General features: G+C 39.8%; 9 protein-coding genes and 1 pseudogene. 3 read left to right on the forward strand and 7 right to left on the reverse strand.

Annotated features, from left to right (window positions below; all coding sequences use genetic code 11):
• Nucleotides 1-61 precede the first annotated feature (61 nt).
• On the forward strand, nt 62-1,639 hold the full coding sequence (locus tag K8P02_RS09330) for an AAA family ATPase (protein WP_025867238.1): 1,578 nt from the start codon (nt 62-64) through the stop codon (nt 1,637-1,639).
• A pseudogene (locus K8P02_RS09335) lies at nt 1,614-3,019 on the forward strand (VWA domain-containing protein). Before K8P02_RS09330 ends, K8P02_RS09335 begins: the two are co-directional and overlap by 26 nt.
• 281 nt (nt 3,020-3,300) lie before the next feature.
• Here the strand turns inward: K8P02_RS09335 and K8P02_RS09340 are convergent.
• The 7 genes from K8P02_RS09340 to K8P02_RS09370 form a co-directional block, all read right to left on the reverse strand.
• On the reverse strand, nt 3,301-3,885 hold the full coding sequence (locus tag K8P02_RS09340; protein ID WP_025867237.1) for a YIP1 family protein: 585 nt from the start codon (nt 3,883-3,885) through the stop codon (nt 3,301-3,303).
• 1 nt (nt 3,886) lies between these two features.
• Nucleotides 3,887-4,168 (reverse strand): DUF2089 family protein, encoded by a 282-nt coding sequence (locus K8P02_RS09345; protein WP_002560633.1) that lies wholly within the window; start codon nt 4,166-4,168, stop codon nt 3,887-3,889.
• On the reverse strand, nt 4,165-5,139 hold the full coding sequence (locus tag K8P02_RS09350; protein ID WP_025867236.1) for an alpha/beta hydrolase family protein: 975 nt from the start codon (nt 5,137-5,139) through the stop codon (nt 4,165-4,167). Before K8P02_RS09350 ends, K8P02_RS09345 begins: the two co-directional genes overlap by 4 nt.
• A gap of 545 nt (nt 5,140-5,684) precedes the next feature.
• Entirely contained in the window at nt 5,685-7,409 is a 1,725-nt protein-coding gene (locus tag K8P02_RS09355) for a T9SS type A sorting domain-containing protein (protein WP_002560638.1), read from the reverse strand.
• Nucleotides 7,410-7,506: 97 nt separating this feature from the next.
• Entirely contained in the window at nt 7,507-8,850 is a 1,344-nt protein-coding gene (locus K8P02_RS09360; protein WP_044158126.1) for a RagB/SusD family nutrient uptake outer membrane protein, read from the reverse strand.
• 7 nt (nt 8,851-8,857) lie between these two features.
• Entirely contained in the window at nt 8,858-12,133 is a 3,276-nt protein-coding gene (locus K8P02_RS09365) for a SusC/RagA family TonB-linked outer membrane protein (RefSeq protein WP_025867233.1), read from the reverse strand.
• Nucleotides 12,134-12,176: 43 nt separating this feature from the next.
• On the reverse strand, nt 12,177-14,810 hold the full coding sequence (locus tag K8P02_RS09370) for a zinc-dependent metalloprotease (protein WP_002560643.1): 2,634 nt from the start codon (nt 14,808-14,810) through the stop codon (nt 12,177-12,179).
• A 629-nt stretch (nt 14,811-15,439) separates the two neighbouring features.
• Between K8P02_RS09370 and K8P02_RS09375 the strand changes: the two genes are divergently transcribed.
• The gene (locus K8P02_RS09375; RefSeq protein ID WP_025867232.1) at nt 15,440-18,619 is read left to right on the forward strand and encodes a UvrD-helicase domain-containing protein; all 3,180 of its coding nucleotides are present in this window, start codon (nt 15,440-15,442) and stop codon (nt 18,617-18,619) included.
• The last annotated feature ends 9 nt before the right edge of the window (nt 18,620-18,628 follow it).

Below are 18,628 nucleotides of genomic sequence, written 5' to 3' on the forward strand. Positions count from 1 at the left end.
TACACCTTTTGGATGAGATAATTTAAGTTTATTCGTATTTTTGCATTTTAATTGAAAAAGCATGAACTCCATAAAACCACGTATCACTAAGCTTCTCAATGCCCTCAACGAAGGCGTGTTTGAGAAAGAACACACCATAGCCCTTTCCCTTCTGGCAGCCATTGCCGGAGAAAGTATCTTTCTGTTAGGTCCTCCGGGAGTTGCCAAGAGCTTGGTAGCCCGAAGACTTAAATATGCATTCAAAGAAAACAGTGCATTTGAGTATCTGATGTCCAGGTTTAGCACACCGGATGAGATATTCGGTCCGGTTTCCATCTCTAAGCTGAAAGATGAAGACACTTATGAACGAATCACGGAGGGATATCTGCCTACGGCCTCGGTAGTCTTTCTGGATGAAATATGGAAAGCCGGTCCGGCAATTCAGAACTCTTTGCTGACTGTTATCAATGAAAAGATATACCGTAACGGGCAGTTCACAGTAAAAGTCCCCCTGAAAGTATTGATTGCGGCTTCTAACGAATTACCTGCCAAAGGAGAAGGACTGGAAGCTCTCTATGACCGCTTTCTGATCCGGCAGTTCGTGGGCTGTATTGAACAGGAATTTGCTTTTGATCGCATGATTGCTTCTACACGGGACACCGAACCTTGCATTCCGGAGAAACTGACAATCAGTCCTAAAGAATACTCAGCCCTGCAGGAGGAAGCGGAAAAAGTAACATTACATTATACCTTCTTTGAACTAATACATACCATCAAACGAACCGTAGAACAATATAATACACAACGGGAGGCGAATCTTCCTCCTATTTATATATCAGACCGCCGCTGGAAAAAAATGGTTGGGTTGCTACGCACTTCGGCCTATCTGAACGAATCATCAGCAGTCTGCTTTGCCGATTGCCTGCTGATCCCCTATTGCATCTGGGACGAGGTAAGCCAATTTCCCATTGCCGAAGATATTGTACAGCGGGCCATCACTGATAGTATCAACACCTATCTGTTAGACGAAAAACAGCTGGAACAAAAACTGGATGCACTCAAAGAAGATATGAAAGCAGAACACAGTCTGCGGGAAATCAGCGACCCTGCTATTCAGGTGGTAGATACTTTCTATCATCGCATCGAAGGATATCGCATTGCCGGAAACCTGCTTATGTTTGCGTCCGACTATCAGAATCTGAAGAAAGACAGCAACCGCCTGTTTTATATCCAGCAGGATAAATTCCGTCCGGTAAACAAAGTACTGAAGGTATATGATTTTGTAAAAAACCGCAGTATCGCTCAGAAAGATATTTATTCCCTGCGAAAAGGAAACCGTTCCGTGTTTGTCAATAACCAGGAGTATCCGCTACTCTGCTATGACGATTGTGCTCCATTACCCGAACAGAATGAAGATGCGAGTACCCCCTTTGAGTTCCGGTTACAAGAGGTAATAGATTTACTGCATAACATGGAAACAGAATTTAAAAAACTATCTGAACGGGAAAACGAATATGCCAAGGAACACCTCTTTCTGAACGCCAAACAAAAAGGGGATCTGAAACGAATCCTGAATGGTACAGCCCATATCATTGAAAATTATCGGAACGAGTTGCGAATCATTGCTCATGCCCATGAACAAGAGAACAGGGACTATTAGGCTGAAAGAACTGCAAGACAGGTATTATGACCGTTTGCAGGATATTGCCTACGAGGTATATGATGAGCAGTTGCACAACCTCATCGTCAAGCCCGAAGAACTGGAAACCGACATCCGGCAATACTTTCGTCATACCCTGCCCTCTCTGCAAGAATTTTATTCAAGGTATGCCAGTCAGTGGGAGTATTTTCATGAAACGGATGAAGCTTCAGATACAAAGTTTCTACGTTTTCTGGAGAATAGCGCTTATCCACTTTCTATGAAGTATAATCTGGTAGATCTCAATGTGAAATACTATCTGGAACGATTTCATGCCCTCAAACCCCGTTCTAAAGAGTGGAAAGCATTGCGAATACTTTTCTTCGACAAATGGCATCAATTGTTGTCCAACAATGAGTTCAATTACCAGATGGAGCATATCAACCGCCTGTGCGAAGAGTTTTACCGCCTGCAATTATCGCTCTCTAAGAATCTGCCTGTCCGGGGAGGTTCCCGGTTGGTATGGTTGCTCCGAAACCATAAACAAATAGCGGAACAGATACTGGATATGATGAGACAATCAAAAAAACTCCTGCCATACAAGAGTTAATTGAGAAATTAGACAAACGGCATCAAGGTATACAGAAACGTTTTAAGATGACAGCCGGAATCCATAAAGAACAGATCATCACTCACTCGACCCGGAGTGACATTACCGGTATTTGTGAAGGCAATGATCTGAACAGTCTGTTACCAATTGAATATTGTTATCTGGCAGAAAAAGCCCTGCAACCTGTTTTCTTTGAACGATATGCCGAGAAAAAGCTTCAAATGATTGATTATGCCTCACGTGAGCTACGGGCCATGGATGATAAAAAGATGCCGGGTAACCAGGTTTCCGAGGAAGCTGAAGGTCCATTTATTGTCTGTATTGACACCTCCGGATCAATGGCAGGGAAAAGAGAGAAACTGGCCAAATCGGCTCTGCTCGCTATAGCCGAACTAACGGAAAAACAACATCGCAAATGCTATATCATAATCTTCTCTGACGATGTGGAATGTATCGAAATAACTGACTTAGGAAGCAGTTTCGATCGTCTGGTAGATTTCCTGTGCCAATCTTTTCACGGAGGTACAGATCTTGCTCCTGCCATAGCTCATACGATCCGGATGATTGAAACACAAGGATATCAGGAGGCAGATATGGTGATGATATCCGACTTTGAGATGATGCCAATAGATAAAGAATTATCAGTCCACATCCGACATATAAAAGAGAACCAAACAAAAATATATGCCTTGTCTATGGGAGAAGAACCCAAACAAAGCTACCTGGATATTTGCGATAAATACTGGGAGGTGCTTCCCGCACGGGGAGATACGCCGGACGATGGAAAATGAAGAAAATTATGTGAAAGAGAAGAAAAATAGACGATTTAATTATTAAAACATGTTATATAACAGAAGATTTTTCTTGGTTAATTTGCAAATGTGCAAAAAGGCCGTACCTTTGTAATGTGTTTTTCATAGTATTAGATTTAAGGTTAACAAAGGTTGGAGCAAGGCGTTGCTCCTTTTTTTATGCCCATACCTGAAAAACATAAATTCTTTATAAATTTTACATTTATCTATATGGATCTGTACTTTAATGATAATCCAATTTGTAAATAACCACCATTATATTAATAAAATAACCGGATGAGAATCCGGCAAAGTACATCACCACCCAAAATTCCAATAACAGCTACTATCCACAAATGAGACTTCTTTAGATTACAAGACACTTTCAATGCCTGCACCATCCAAATAATAGAAAAGACCAGAAACGGGAAACCAATCAGCGACAAAACTATTGCCAAGTGAAAATAAGGCATAGAGAGTATTTCCGCCGGTGACATCGTAGGATCTATTTGTGACAATACTTGCATGGGTGGTAGGAAATTTATCAAATTCATCACAAGCATCGGGAGCTGAGCAAACAATATAGTACCAAACACATCTATAATCCGAATTTTAGAGTGTGAGAAAATAAGACCACCCAAATAGAATAAGGTAGCCGGAACTAACCACACAATAAGATGTTCTGCCAAATAGCACCACCAGGCGGGATTGGGAGCGGGACCAAAATGAAGCAAGCCGTGATAATGGTAGCCGGATGCCCAGCTCAATAATGTAGAAATTACCAGTCCCAGTATCCCCCAGGCTAATGCCTGCATTCCTGCAATCCGAATAAACGGATTAATAAGTATTTCTATTCTTTTCTTCATTTTATATATTCATTTTAGTTAGTTTTTCAATCAAATCATCCAATATATTGCGTACGGTTGGATAACTCACTCCCATACTTTTGGCCATATCTTTCAGGCTTCCACTGGATTTCACAAAATCAATAATAAACTGTTGCTCTTTCTCTGGCAAACGAGCCAATAAAGGTAATTCAAAACTACCACAGACTTCTGTGGCACATTGCTCACAAAACATACGTCCTACTTTCAGTGGGGCTTCACAAGAAGGACATTTCAACGGTAGACGTTTCTTTAGTTCACTCATTTTTTATTATATTTCCTTATAAAAGTATTCAGTGACGATATAAGAGTCGCATTGACTGGTAAAGAAGGGTTTGTATATATAGACATTTGCTTCTGAGGTTCCATTGTCTCACAATCTTTTAATACGTGATTCATAGAGTCAATCAAAAGTAATTCTGCTGTAGGCTTTGATTTCTTCAACAGTTCGGCATCTTTTACAGAGACCTGAATATCTTTTTTACCCTGAACGATCAATACCGGTATCTTTAGAGAGGCAATAACCGTCTGAGGGTTGTATTTATACCAGGAAATTAAATAAGGCTGAACCGAAGCACGAAACAGAGACTGCACATACATAGACACTTGCTCTACTGTTTTACCACTTTTCAAAGATTCATTGATAGAAGCAACTTCTTTCTTTATCATTTCCGGCTGAGAAGCAACCTGCTCTTCAATCACTTCATAAGCCGGACGCCCTGCCCCTGCCAGAGAAACCAAAGCTTTCACTTCAGGCTGATTCACACAAGCCAACATCCCGATCAAAGAACCTTCGCTATGCCCTACCACAGTAATACCAGTAAACCTTTTATCTTTAGCCAGATAATTAATCCACCCTTTTACATCGTTTACATAGTCTTCAAAACGCAGCAGAGATTCTTCTTTTCCGGCAGCCGCACTGGTAGCTATCCCCCGCTTATCAAAGCGCAGTGAAGCGATTCCATTGGCAGCCAGTCCTTCTGCAAGAAACTTTAATGAGTTGTTTTTCATATTACCAATAGCCGAATTCCCATCCATATCCGTCGGACCGGAACCAGCAATTAATAACACGACCGGATATGTCTTCCCACCATTGGGAAGAAGCAATTCTCCATTAATATCTCCTTCCTTGGTATCCAGAGTTACGGTCTCACCATTCAATGGCATCAATTGTGCCTGACAAAGAAAGCAACAACAAGAAAATAAACTAACGAAGATTAAACTGATACGTTTCATGATATTTTTTTTAGAAGTTCATCATTATATTTGCAAATATAGATAGATAATTAAATAAATCAAACATATTTTTGAATAAAATTAAATATGATATTAATTTTATTCAAAATCAATTCTTCATTATGAATCAAACACTATACAAGTTATTCTCACCAAAATACTTTGTTGATGGAGCAATCAGTTTATCTTATGGGAGTAATGATCAGCTTTTCGGATCTTTCAACTATAGAACTCTACACATAGCAGGGCACTACCTGATTGATTTTATCCTAACACATAAATCATATAAAATAGCATAGGAATATACATTTATAAAACACTGATAATCAGCATCTAAAAAACTGTACACTTTTGCATAGCAGGATTGTATACTTTTGTATGACAAGACTGTACAATCCTGTTATACTAAAGTGTACAATCTCGTTATTCTTCTTCAATTCAAAGATAAGTTCTATATAAATTGGGAGTCATTAATCATAAAAAAAAGGTTATCTCAGTTTTACCTGAGACAACCTTCTATTTTTCCCCAAAAAAGGAAGATTCCTTTATTTCTTAATCACTTTAACAGTACTTGTACCATCTTCCGTAGTAACTTTAACAATATACTGTCCGTTTATCAAATCAGATACATTTAAGTTCGACACGTTCTCAGCCTGTTTTACTGTTACTCCCATTAAGTTAATGACAGCAACATTACAAGGAGTTGTAAAGTTCAATACATCAACTACCGGATTAGGATAAACAGATACACCAGTTCCCTGATCAGTAGAAGAGATACCTGTACCACCGCCACCTGTAACTTCGTTTAATGAGAAGATGTTTTCCAACTTATCATTAGCAACTTTTGTCTGAGCAGTAGCCAATTTAGTTCCTAAAGCAGCTACACCGGTAGTAAGGTTGGCAGGGTTTGATTGAGTCATGGTACCATTAGAGATATTAACCCAGAAAGCAAGAGGAGTTTCGGCAGCATGAGATTTTGCATCTGCTGTATACCCAATCATATAAGCATAATCACCACAAATAGTCATACCTCCGAATTCTTCATTCTTCTGATTCTGTTCACCTTCATTTACTTTTGAGGTTACTGTAGAAGTGACTTCCAAAGAACTTTTATTTAGGACAGCAAGGTATAAATCATTAGTAGAAACAGACTCTTTACTTGAATCAAATGCTAACTTTGTGTTAAATGAACCAGCAATTAATAAAGCATCGCCTTTTACTTCCATAGATTTTATAAAACAGTAATTACCTATACTATGAGTGGTTGAATATTTTTTGGTAGAAGATGTATTATTATCCAAATTAATAGCAGAAATAATATGTCCATATTCTATAGTACCATCTTCAGACATAGCTAGTTCAAATTTCTCATCTTTTGAACCTATTGTCAATGTAACATTACCTACAGCCATAAATCCAGAATAAAGTTCATTGCCTGCAACCGTAAATGTGGCAGACTTAACAAACATCTGACTTTCCATTTGAGACTCTGATACAGCCATAGAAGCAATAATACCACTAACATTCAAATCTTCATCTAAAGAGAATACAGCTCCAGAAGATAAGTCTGAATATATCCCCCATCCCATAATATCTAAATAATTTCCCTTAAACGAAAAATCATTATTTTGAGTTAATCCGGTATAAAGTGCTGAAGCATATAATTTTCCATTATTATATTCTAATTTATTAATATCAAAATATAAAGCCCCTGGTTCTGGTTCATACATTCCACCTGCCACTAACTCTGGCAAGCCTTGTGGTACAAAACTCTGTACAGCCTTCAACACACCATTCACATCATACTTTGCAACAAAACCGGCAGCCCGTTCAGCAACATATGCATCGCCCTTTTTCATTCCTTCTTTCTCTACCGCATTTCCATCTGTACTGCCAAACTCTACTACATCCGCAAAGTTACCTGCAATATAAACATTTCCAGACGCATCAGTAGTTATAGCCTTAATAGTAGCAGCACCAGCTAAAGCTACCCCCCACTTTTCTGTGCCATCTGCGCCATACTTCAATAAGTAGGAACTCACGGCAATCGGAGCCAAATCTGTACCTGCAAATGAAAAACCATCTCCGGCAAATAAACCCGTTACATACATATCTCCCTGTGCAGAAAGAGCTACAGGATTACTGTTATTTACATCCTCAATAGGAAGAATACCCGTCTGAGACTTTGTCCAACTGTTATTCACGGTCGGTTGTCCTTGCGCTACAACTGATGCAGCCACACACAAAGCTAAAAGTAATACTTTTCTCATAAACAATCTTTGTTATAAATTAGACATAAAAAATATATATAAGTCTTTGTTATGGCTAAATGAAAAACATTACAACCATAACAAAGATACCTCCAACTTAGTTTGCCAACCCAGGATTGGCTTCTATTGCTTCACTTGGAATACGAATGGTATAGCGAGAATCATTTTCCTCAAGTACATAACTTGTTCCACCAAACGTCTTTTCCAGACGGGGACGTGTTGTCCTACGAAGATCAAACCAACGATGTCCTTCAAAAGCCAATTCACGGGTACGTTCATTATATATCTCCTGCAATAACTCATCGCGGCCCATGGCATTTACGGCTGCTTCTTTTGTTGCATAAGCATTAGCCGTATATCTTTTCTCCATAAGAGTAAGTAAGTTTTCACGAGCTACATCTATCGCAGCCTCACCTGTCATCAAAGCAGCCTCAGCAGCATTCAAATATATCTCACCGACTCTGAATGAACAACGATACTGATTACTTCCACCTTTAATGACCTGAATGTTAGATGCAGTAACTTGTTTAAAGTATTTCGATTTACGCAAATCCCCTGTTCCATATAACTTCCATAACGAGGTAGCCACCTTAGCAGCACGCACATATTGAGCATTCATTACTTCTTCTAATGCTAAAATATTTTCAGAAGAGTTATATTCATTAGGCAGTATTGTCGACGATGACATATCAACTAACTGATTATTCACACTTAACACAGCTTCAGAAGCTTCAAGAGACTTTGCCCAATCTCCCATATACAAATAGACACGAGAGCGTAAAGCATTTACAGCCAGCGTAGTAAAACGATAATTATAGCCCAACTCCCATTTATCTACGTTCAAATATTTTTCGGCTTCTACAAGATCTGATAAAATAGAGCTATAAACTTCACCTACTGTATTACGAGTTAGCACAGCCTCCGTATCACTATTCAATTTAAGAGGAATAGCCTTAGAGGTCGCCGGATCACAATGAGTGTAAGGCTCACCATATAAATTTACCAACAGGAAGTGTACGTAAGCTCGCAACATATAAGACTCACCAACTAATTGCCTCACCTCGTCAGCAGTACCTTCCTCAATCATATTTTCTGATTCAATCGTATAGTTGGCAGTAAACAATGCCCGGTAAAATTCACGCCACTTAAAACTGGTGGTAGTTTCTGAAGCACTCACGTCATTCCATATCCATATATCTTTAAATGAATTTAAGTCTTCTGTGGCAAGAGAAGCGTCCATTAACATTTCATCAGAACGAAAAGCAGCCAACCCTCTATCCTCCGGTACATAATTATAAGCCTCTGCGAGTAGTGCTCTGAATTCTTTAGCAGTTCGGGGAATCACTTGTCCAACAGGCTGGATATCCAAATACTTGTCACAACTATATAAAGTTGCGATACATAATAAGACACAAACTAATTTTATATTCTTTATCATCATCAGCTGTTTAAAAATTTACATTAAGACTGAACGTAAATGATTTTGGAATCGGCTGTGCAAACTGGTTACTCATTGTTTCCGGATCCATAAAGTTATCATAATTAGCTCCAAAGACAAATAAGTTACGGCCTTCCAAAGCTACCGTTGCAGAAGCAATATTTAAAGTACGAAGAACCGATTCAGGTATTTTATAACCGAAACGAAGACTTTGTAATCTCACATGGTCTGAACGTTTCACCCACGTATCCAACATTTGATATAGAGGATACTCTGAATACTGTGTATATTCTGCTTTACGCTTGCTATCAGTCATTAATACCGGAAAATTTGTATTAGTATTTGTAGGCGACCATCTATTTAAAATATCCCGGTTAGTATTCATTCCACGATCAAAATTAGTAGGAGAATAAGAAGGTGCAACACGAGAATACATCTTCAGATTAAAAATAAAGTTCACCACCACTTCAAAGCGCTTTATATTAAATGTATTTACAAAACCACCAGAGAATAACGGATCAGTAGAACCAATATACGAATAGAGGTTACGTTGCTCTTCAGCACTCAAAGTACTCGCTCCTGCACTGTTGAGTTTCAACAATTGTTCGGCAGTCACTTTCTCACCGGCCTTATTATAAAATAACGGATAACCTTCCTCATCAAGTCCAGCGGTTTTATAAGCAAAAAGGGCACCTACAGGATAGCCTTCGCGCCCAGGAGTTGTCTGATTGGCTGGTACAGTCTCACGTAAAACCTTATTTTGGTTATATCCTAAATTAAAGTTTGTAAACCAAGTAAATCCATTACGATTAATATTACGAGTAGTCAAAGCTACCTCAAAACCTTCATTACGCATACTTGCCCAATTAACCATTGTCGATAGAAACCCTGTTTCAAGTGGCAACATGCGCAGAGCTATCAAATCTGTACCTTTACGACGATAATAATCTACAGTTACATTCAGAGCATTGTTAAACAATGCAATGTCTGTTCCAAAGTTCATAGTTTTTGTTTTCTCCCAACGCAATCGTTTATTCGGAGGATTACCCAGAGAAATAAGATCTTCAGTAACTCCAGGTAACATACTGACATTCATATAGTTTCCCATCACATACGATGAGGTACTTTTATCTATATTTCCTTGTACACCATAAGAAGCCCTTATCACTAAATTATCGATTTTCTTAAAATCTTTCATAAATGGCTCATTACTGATTCTCCACAATCCACTGAATGAATACAAAGGTAAAAAACGATATTTCTTAGAAACTCCAAAAATATCAGAGCCATCAAAACGTACACTTCCTCCTACTGTATAACGTTGTAGTAGAGAATAAGAAGCTGTTGAAAAGAAAGAAGCATAAGCATTCTCCACATAGTTTTTGGTATGCAATGGATAGGAACGAGCCCATGATTCATTTGGGAAAATCACAGGTTTGGTAGTTAAAGTTTTACGATCAAATCCGTACCCCGTACTATTCAAAGAATTATACCAGGTTTTACGTATTTCAGTTCCCGCCATCATTTCAAACTCATGAATATCATTATATGAATCACGATATTCCGCCTGAGTTTTCCAATTTATCTGAGAATTAGTATTTGCAGCTTCTGTATGTTTTCCACCATCAGGGAGGAAAGATTTATTGCCTAAAGAAGCAATTGTAGTAAACTCCTTATCCTTACGCATTGCATATGTATCATGATCTGCTATAGACTCCTTAGATACTGCATCTAATTGCATTCCAACTTGCGAAGTAGCTTTAAATCTATCATTGAAACGAAGCTCTACATCAAATATAGCCGACAAAGCATTAGTAGTCTGTTCATATGAAGTGTTATTTCTTTCTTCAAACACATTAAACATCAAATCAGAATCTCCTTTTCCCTGAATGTCAATATCATAAACATAATTACCATTTTCATCATAAGGTGTTTGATAAGGATTTGCTCTACGAGAATAATATACAAGATTTGTAAAACCGTCTTTATCTGTTAAATTCGCTTTACTTTTCCTTCTATTTGCGAACAACGATGCCCCGACCTTTAACATCTTATTTATCTTATAAGAAGTCTTCAACACCATATTTAAACGATTAGCTTCTACCCCTTGTACGTTTCCTTTCTCATCATAATAACCTAAAGAAGTATAATAGGTAGCTTTTTCAGAACCTCCGGAAAGACTTACATTGTATTCCTGGTTAAAAGTTCCACGGAATAAAATATCATTCCAATCTGTATTTATTGACCGCAATTTATTAATATCATTTTGTGCATCAGAACTAAGCGCATTCCATCCGCCATTCTTATAAGCACCTGTCAAGCCATAACGAGATATGATACGTGCTACTTCACCTTTATTTTCACGATAGGTATAGTCACTTCCCAATAGATCAAGTTCCAGATTCACTTTTTCATCCGAACTTAATAAGTTTAAACGATCAATATTGAATTTAGGAGAGTAAGACAGCTTGGTAGAGAAAGTAATCTGAGGTTTACCAGCCTTACCATTTTTCGTAGTAATCACGATCACACCATTGGCAGCACGTGCACCATAAATGGCCGTTGCTGCAGCATCCTTCAATACTGTAATACTTTCAATATCCGCAGGATTCAAACCCGCAATAGCCGACTGATATATATTGTCTATATCTTTCAAGTCTTCCATTGTCGGAATCTCTGTTCCTGTCATCGGCACACCGTCAAGCACCCAAAGAGGGTCTTGCGTACCATTCAAAGAGGCAGTACCACGAATACGGATCTTAGGAGCTGCCCCAGGAGCTCCCGAAGAAGCAATAGAAGACAAGCCGGCTACCTGGCCGGAAAGTGCCTGATCAATACTCATTACCGAACCAATCTTATCATCTGTAATATCCAGTTTAGTAACCGCAGCTGTCAATTTGCGGCGTTCAATCGTTTGATATCCTGTTACAACAACCGCATCGAGCATATGCGCCGACGGTTGCAGAACAATCTCATAACTGCTTTTTCCGGCAACCAGATGTATGGTTTGTGATTCATATCCTACATAGCTGCACTGAAGAGTGGTCACTCCATCAGGCACGTTGATAGTGAACTTTCCGTCCATGTCCGTTATCACTCCTAAAGTAGTCTGGGAACTCCCTGCTTTCTTTAGGATCTCTGATGACACAAATACCGAGGCTCCAATCAGAGGCTCTTTGTAATCACCAGCAATAACCACACCTGTGATCTTCCTTTCCGCTGCATTTGCTCCAAAGGCAATGATGCAGCAAAGAGAAAATAATAAATAACTGATTATTCTTTTCATCAATAATTACGAATATAATTTTAATTAGCTACTATTTCAATGATTATTTCAAACCCAGCGCAGTGTTAATGCGCAGAATCATATCTTTATAATGATACTTTGTAGCTGTGTCTGATGTTCCCAGACGACTCTGCAACAAGTCTTTTATACGAAGCAACTCACCGCGTTTCACAGAGATTGCATCTGAAATACGATTCAACTGCGAACCGTAGAAGTTTAATTCGCGACGAGCCCCCATACGATCACTATCTAATGAATGATGTGCATACTCATCACAACTACACGCAGGCTCCTGATGATTCAACAAGAAATGATCATCCATCAGTTTTTTGTTGATCTTTACACCTTCACTTTCGGCAGCAGCAGTAATCAAGGCATCCAGGAAATTCTTCTGCAGGGCACGAGTCATAACGTCAGGTATTGCACCACGTTCGGTAGTAGCAAAAATACTACGATGCAAACCATCCATCAGATCCACAGCAGTAAAAGCCTTCTTACCATTCACCGACTCATTTTCGAGCATACGCATCAAACGATTGTTTGATAACAAATCCCATAGAATATATGATTGTGCATTCTTTAGTATCAGCGTAGGAGCATTCTCTACTACACCCAACGGAGTGTTGCGGAGCAAATAAGTGTATTCTCCTACTTCTGTATCAAACAGCCATTTAGGATAAGTCAGAACTTCATCAAGCAAGAATTTCAATGCAGCTTGTTGTTTCTCTTTCTCTACGAAAGTATAAGTCTTCTGCCCATCACCAACAACCGTATTCTCAATATAGATACCACCAATGTTGGCCATCACATGATAAAGATAGTTGTTCCACTGATTGATAACAGCATAGTACAAACGTGAAGCTTCTTCGTAGGTTTGTCCTTTCTCGCCGGTAGTAGTCCACTGGATAATCTGCGGCACGATACGTTTCAGGTTCTCAATACCCAAAAGAGAAGAACGCACTGCATCATCACCTAAATCTTCGTTCTGAGCACGTGGATCTACAGCATCACGTACATCCTGCGCTTCGCTATACTTATAAAGGCGGTCAGTATGGCGACCTAAGAAATCATAAAGCAGCTCTTTTTCCGCTTCCGGAGTTTCCTTACCGTACCAACGATATCCGTATTCAATAGCAAAGATATCATACGGACCAATATGCGGAGAAAGTACCGTCACCCCATCACCCGGCTGTGCCACATAGTTAAAACGGGCATAGTCCATGATAGAGGAAGAAGTGGAATTCATACGGTCTGTAAATGACTTGGAACGCAATGAGTCTGTAGGAAATGCCCATGACCCCATCATGTTATGACGAAGTCCCAAAGAGTGACCTACTTCATGGCACGCTACGAAGCGCATAGCATCTCCCATCAGTTCATCAGAGAGTTTCACTCCACGGGCCTCAGGACGGATAGCACCCGTCTGCACCGTAATCCATTCCTGCAACATACCCAATACATTGTGCCACCACATGATATCTGCCTCAAGAATTTCTCCCGAACGCGGATCAAGAATAGACGGTCCCATCGCATTGGCTTTTGTAGAAGCAGCATAAGTCAGCACAGAATAATTCACGTCATCCATATCTATCGTCATGCTATCTGTAACCTCTTTTGCGATAATGGCATTTTTAAAACCGGCACGTTCAAAAGCCATCTGCCAGTCTTCAATACCTTGTTTGATATACTTACGCCAACGGTAAGGAGTAGAATTTTCAATATAAAACACAATCGGTTTAGCAGGTTCTACCAACTCGCCACGCAAGTAACGTTCACGATCTTCCGGTTTCGGTTCCAATCGCCAACGAGTGATAAATCGTTTTGTATCCACTCGTTGTTGCCCGTCACTATAACTCAATAACGGATTCGTAAAATAGCCTACACGTGCATTATCCAATCTGCCTGTCATTGGTTTCTCCGGAAGAAGCATCAGTGAAGAGCTTACTTCTACAGTGACATATACGGAAGTGGTTCCTTCTGTTACTTTCGTTGTTAACTCGGAGGTAGCTACCACATTGTTCTCAAACGACTTAATAGAAAGGATCCGTGATAAGTTCTTTATAGAAGATGTACCTAAATTAATATTGGTAAACACATTATTGATGCTTGTTTCCGTACCATCATAAATGTCGTTCACCTTAACAACCATCATTGTTGAGTCATTATTAAATGCCTCAATCTTAAAACCAGCGATCAATGGAGAAATATAGTTATCACGTACCGATTGACTGATGGCATCTTCGGCAGGTGAAAGAGGCAACGGACGACTCTGACGGATAAGCAACTTATTGGTTGCTTTATCAAGTTCGAAACGTACCATCTGGTTTTCGTAGTTAACGCCACGGTTCACTCCCGCTTCATTCAATTCAGCAGGAACACGTTGCAGTTTATTCACTACCAACATATCTCTACCCAGCAAACTCGCCGGAACCTCAAAATAATAGTCGTTCTTTTTCTGATATACGTTAAACATACCACGACGAACGATACTACCATCTCCGGTCAGTTTCTCATACTCATTTTTGGATTTAATACTGTCGTTGGATTCACTTTTCTTTTTCTTGCGGAACCATCCCATAGAATCGGGAGTCGGATTTCCGGCATACAATACAACGGAAGGACCGCACAGGAAAGCACCTGTGGCCACCGTAATCAGCAGGCTTGTTCTAAATTTCATCAAGTTAATCTATCAATTATCTGTTATTTCATTCTACTCTATAGAAGAAAGGGGACGACAAAGATAATAAAACTATCAATATGAACTATTATCAGCAACAAGTTTTGACCTTTTTTCTTAATTAAAACGAATTTTACTTGCATTTTCATACAAATGAATCCTGTTCCCTATTACACTTTAACAAAGTTTCTCTAAATTGAAATATAAAAAGAGAAGAGATATCACATATCAATCCGCCAATAATGCGTATCAGTAATTGAAATTCTATTTTAACCTAATCAGTTTGGGGTTTAATAACCTCTACCGTTACTTTCTCCTGTATTGATAAAGTCCTGTCTCATAGAGTAACGCACGAAGTCCCGGTAGACAACGTTGTTTTAGATGTACATGTAAAGCAGTACGACATGTGCATGTGGGACAGTATGACATGTACATGTAAAACAAAACAGGGCACCGAGAAAAAGAATGTTCCTTTTCGAGAAAGACAAAGCACAACACCGGGTAAGGACAATAATATCGTTTAGAGGCATCCCATAGCAAAAATAAGCTGCACCTTCACATAAAAAATAAACTCTTTCATTTTATTCTGCACTCAGTTTGTATTATCTTTGCCTACAAATCAAAACTACATGGAACTCTTAGTATATAAAGCCTCTGCCGGCTCCGGGAAGACTTTTACGCTTGCTGTAGAATACATCAAACTACTTATTCTTAATCCGCGTGCCTACCGCCAAATACTTGCTGTGACCTTTACGAATAAAGCTACGGCCGAAATGAAAGAACGTATTCTCAGCCAGCTTTATGGTATTTGGACTGAAGATCCGGATTCTGATGCTTACCTGAAACGGATCATAGAAGAAACGGGAAAGCAAACTGATGAAATACGAAAATCGGCCGGAATAGCTCTTAGCTATATGTTACACGATTACAGTCGTTTTCGTGTAGAAACAATAGACTCTTTCTTTCAGTCTGTGATGCGTAACCTGGCACGCGAACTTGAGCTAAGCCCCAATCTGAATATCGAACTGAACAACAGCGAAGTGCTGAGTGATGCAGTAGACAGCATGATTGAAAAACTGGCCCCTACCTCTCCCGTGCTTGCCTGGTTACTGAATTATATCGATGAACGTATTGCAGATGATAAACGCTGGAATGTGTCGGAAGAAGTGAAAAGTTTTGGCCGCAATATATTCGACGAAGGATACATAGAAAAGGGGGAAGGACTTCGGCAAAAGCTGATTGAAAATCCGGAAATTATAAAAAACTACCGTCGTGAACTAAAGGAAATGGAGACGGAAGCCCTTGAACAAATGAAAGGCTTCTACGATCAGTTTGAAGGAGAACTGGACGGACATGCATTAACTGCAGACGATCTGAAGAATGGTTCGCGCGGAATAGGAAGCTATTTTCGAAAACTCAATAATGGGATACTTGGTGATGATATCCGTAATACAACGGTAGAAAAATGTTTGAGTGATGAGAAGAACTGGGCAGCAAAAACCTCTCCGCGTTATGAAGATATACTTCGTTTAGCTGCCGACAGTCTGATGCCTTTGCTGAACGAAGCAGAGAAATTCCGGTCCAGGAATAACAAGATCGTAAACAGTTGCCGGCTCTCCATGCAGCATCTCAACAAAGTGCAGCTACTGGCCAATATAGACGAAGAAGTACGCCAACTGAACCGGGAAAATAACCGCTTTCTATTATCAGATACCAATGCCCTACTCCACCAATTGGTCAAAGACGGTGACTCTTCTTTTGTATTCGAAAAGATAGGAACGAATATCCGAAACGTAATGATAGATGAGTTTCAGGATACCAGCCGGATGCAATGGGGAAATTTCAAATTGTTATTATTGGAAGGACTCTCTCAGGGAGCCGACAGTTTGATAGTAGGCGATGTGAAACAATCTATTTATCGTTGGAGAAATGGTGACTGGGGAATACTTAACGGATTGAATGACCGGATAGAACACTTTCCGATTCGTGTGGAAACACTAAAGATCAACCGAAGAAGCGAAACGAATGTCATACGGTTTAACAACGAACTATTTACAGCAGCAGTAGAGTACCTGAACACTCTGTATAAGAATGAATTGAGCACCGACTGTGAAGCATTGCAAAAAGCCTATTCAGACGTAGCACAAGAATCTCCTAAAGAGAAACAGATGGGATACGTCAAAGTCTCTTTCCTTGAACCGGATGAAGAGCATGACTACACAGAAAAAACACTTATAAGCCTGGGTGAAGAAGTGGAACAGTTGCTGAACTCAGGAGTGAAGCAGAACGATATCGCCATTCTTGTCCGCAAAAATAAAAGTATCCCCCGTATTGCAGATTATTTTGACAAAACACTACAATACAAAATTGTATCTGATGAAGCCTTCCGGCTGGATGCTTCACTTGCCATCTGTATGATGATAGATGCACTACGCTACCTTTCTGATCCGGAAAACCGGATAGCAAGGGCTTCACTAATTATGAATTACCAATTAAAAATTAAAGGTTTTGAGGGAGAATTGGATGCATTGCTTACAGGAGCACCCAAAGAGTTATTACCGGAAGCTTTTATTGAAAACATAAAGACTCTAAGGTTAATGCCTCTTTATGAGTTGCTGGAAGAGCTATTCAGTATCTTCGAAATGAACCTTATCAGTGCTCAGGATGCTTACCTGTTTGCTTTCTTTGATGCTGTAACAGACTATCTGCAAAGTAATTCTTCTGAGTTGGATAGTTTTATCCGCTTTTGGGAGGAAACATTATGCAACAAGACTATTCCCAGTGGAGAGATAGAAGGAATACGTATATTCTCAATCCATAAGTCGAAAGGACTGGAGTTTCACACAGTACTCCTGCCTTTCTGTGATTGGAAAATGGAAAATGAGACCAATAATCAGCTCGTGTGGTGTACTCCGGCAGCAGCACCATTCAACGAGCTTGATATCGTCCCCGTCAACTACTCTACACAGATGGCGGAATCCGTATACCGGGAAGACTACCTGCAAGAACGCCTGCAACTATGGGTGGATAATCTGAATCTGCTTTACGTAGCCTTTACCCGTGCCGGAAAAAATCTGATAGTATGGAGTCGAAAAGGACAACGCAATACAATGTCGGAATTGCTCACTGCAGCCCTACCAGAAGTAGCACACAAAAATGGGACAGAATGGGACGAAGAAGAGCCCTATGAACAAGGAGAACTTTGTCCCTCTTCGGAAGAGAAGAAAAAAATATCTGCCAACAAGCTTACCCGGAAAGCAGAGAAACTGCCGGTCAGAATGGAGTCCATGCGGCATGAGATAGAGTTCCGGCAATCCAATCGCTCAGCGGACTTCATCAAAGGAATTGAGGAAGAAGAGTCGGAAGATCGTTTTATCAATCGTGGACGCTTGCTACATACTCTGTTCTCGGCTATTGAAACGGAAAAAGACATTGATACGGCCATAGAAAGATTGATCTTTGAAGGCGTTATCGGTAGCCGCAAAGTGGAAGAAGAGATACGGGAAGTGACTCATAAGGCTTTCTCCATGCCCGAAATACAAGAGTGGTACTCAGGACGTTGGCAATTGTTCAATGAATGTGCCATTATATATAAAGAAGACGGAGTATTGCAAACCCGCCGACCGGACAGGGTAATGATGCAGAACGGGCAAGTAGTGGTAGTGGACTTCAAATTTGGTAAACCGAACAAAAAGTACAACAAGCAGGTGCAGGGATACATGCAATTACTAACGAGGATGGGATATAGCAATATCAGCGGTTATCTGTGGTATGTAGACGAAAGTAAAATAGAGAAAGTACGCAATTGATAGCAAGAG

Source organism: Bacteroides nordii (assembly GCF_019930665.1).
GTDB classification, from domain to species: domain Bacteria; phylum Bacteroidota; class Bacteroidia; order Bacteroidales; family Bacteroidaceae; genus Bacteroides; species Bacteroides nordii.